This is a genomic window from Dolichospermum sp. LEGE 00246 (assembly GCF_015207865.1).
In the GTDB taxonomy this organism is placed as follows: domain Bacteria; phylum Cyanobacteriota; class Cyanobacteriia; order Cyanobacteriales; family Nostocaceae; genus Dolichospermum; species Dolichospermum heterosporum.
On record NZ_JADEWA010000671.1, the window covers coordinates 1 to 1,991 of the forward strand.

Annotated in this window: 3 protein-coding genes; 1 reads left to right on the forward strand and 2 read right to left on the reverse strand. The window is 34.4% G+C overall.

Translation table 11 applies throughout. The annotated features are described in order from the left end of the window. Nucleotides 1-418 precede the first annotated feature (418 nt). Together IQ228_RS26990 and IQ228_RS25380 are read right to left on the reverse strand one after the other, a co-directional pair. Complete coding sequence (locus IQ228_RS26990) at nucleotides 419-583, reverse strand: hypothetical protein (protein ID WP_190383067.1); 165 nt, start codon at nucleotides 581-583, stop codon at nucleotides 419-421. A gap of 225 nt (nucleotides 584-808) precedes the next feature. Beyond that, entirely contained in the window at nucleotides 809-1,366 is a 558-nt protein-coding gene (locus tag IQ228_RS25380; protein WP_027404741.1) for a Panacea domain-containing protein, read from the reverse strand. A gap of 347 nt (nucleotides 1,367-1,713) precedes the next feature. Here IQ228_RS25380 and IQ228_RS25385 point away from each other — a divergent pair, with 347 nt between their 5' ends. After that, nucleotides 1,714-1,881 (forward strand): hypothetical protein, encoded by a 168-nt coding sequence (locus tag IQ228_RS25385; RefSeq protein ID WP_160170661.1) that lies wholly within the window; start codon nucleotides 1,714-1,716, stop codon nucleotides 1,879-1,881. Nucleotides 1,882-1,991: the final 110 nt, after the last annotated feature.

Genomic DNA, 1,991 nt, shown 5'->3' on the forward strand with positions numbered 1-1,991 from the left:
GTATATCATATCCATTCACAAATGCCTAATCGGTTAAGCATTATTCTTAATTTTTAATTAATCTTTTATCATGACTACTCTTAATTATGCTGGTAATGCCCTAACATTAAATCGGATTGTGACGCTAAAATCTTTTTTCGTTCCTCTATTGATAATTTCATAAATTCACGACGGTTGATAAACTGTTGTTTCAGTTCATCAATATTTTCAGAAAATTTGAGTTCACTATGTTCTCCTCTCGTTTCGCTGCTTCCCTTCTAGCTAATTCTTCCGGTGGTATTGTAAATTCTGGAAAAATTCTCCCTGGTTGACGACGACGCACAGATTTTGTATTACTTATAATTCACCTTACCTCATTTTTATCAATTACCAATTATTCGTGATTTTCAAGTAAACCTTTCCCATTACTAAGTTTAATTTAATCAATTCCTAAAAAATTCTTCAATGCAGTTTTATATTTATTCTTCAACTTCTTAGAAATCAATCCTCCCTGTTGAATTTGTGATACAATATCAGCAGATAAACAATCTTTGGGAATAGGACTACCAGAAGTTATACAAATAGCAAGATCATTTGCATCCATTTCACGAGCAAAATAGTAAGCTATAATAGATTCCTTTTTAATAAAACTTGGTAAACTCGGATCTGGTGCTAAAACACAAACTCCTTCAGAGTTATTTTTCTTGTCTGTTAAATTAACAAATAAATATTTATTATCAGAAGTTTTTGCAATTGCGACGTAAAAATGCTGTCCATTAGGAGGTGTATCAATTAAAAATACATCTCCTATCCTATGTTTATAGAAATACTAGACACTTAGCACCTCATCTAAATATGCTTCCCTCAGTGCTATTTGTCTAATTTCCTCAATTTCTTCCTGACTTTTACCAATATTTTTCAGAATATCTTCTACTAAAATGGGAATAGCAGAACCATGAGGATCTTTCCACTCTGGTAAATCATGAGTCCATTCAGCAACATGAAATGGATCAAGATGTCCAAAGGTTTGATATACCTCTTGAAGAATATCCTCTTCTTCTTCGCATAGTTCATCATTTCCTGGATCTTTGACTAAGTAAACAAAGTTCTTGTCACCAGGAGAAATGTACTCAGACCACAGAGGTAGAGCATCATCAACAGGCTTACCTTTAATTAGATCATAAACACCACTAAGAACAGGACCATATTTCATTGATACATAGTTATCCCCTGTTATGGGTTGTTCTATTCTTTCTAATGCAATACGATCAGCTATATAGAGCATTTTTAGCAAGCCTAAATACTTGATAGGCTTACCATGCAGCTTCATAAGAATAGCTGCTGCTTCTACAGCTTTTTCTGGGTGAAACCGAAACTGGATAGGCATAATTATCCTTGAGAAGCAGTGTAGTACGTCTATATTATAAATCTTGATCTGAAAACGCGAAAATTTATTATACAAATCTCAGACTATATCATTACTCAGTTTATTTCGGTATAGAATGTATGGAGGTGATAACATCGGGTCTATCCATACTTCTGTAAATTCCCAGTTATTCTTCACTTGGTCTGGTGCGGGGTATGACGTGGTATTGGTTGTCTGCATTGATTTTTATCTCCCCATAGTAAAGTGGAATACTACTACCATCTGGACTAATTCTATAACCTATTGGTTCAGTTAATACTCTACTGCTTTTTAACTCTTAAACTTGTTTTTTCACTGACCTGATCTCAGTGATTCCTGCGGAGCGCTTCGCTATCGCTTGTGGTACTGAGTTCCGCACAATTGCACATCTCCAGTATAGTTTACTTAAGAGCGATCGCACTTCTTCCACTATTAACCAACAAAGAGCGATCACACCACCTTCACCGTTAACTAGGAGCGATCGCATTATTTCTTGATTATGTAAAATATTTGGCTTGTTTTAAATATTCATCTAAAAACTTATCAACTGGAGATTTTAATTTATCTATATGACGATAAGCAAAGAAGCGTAACACCAATTCTACAT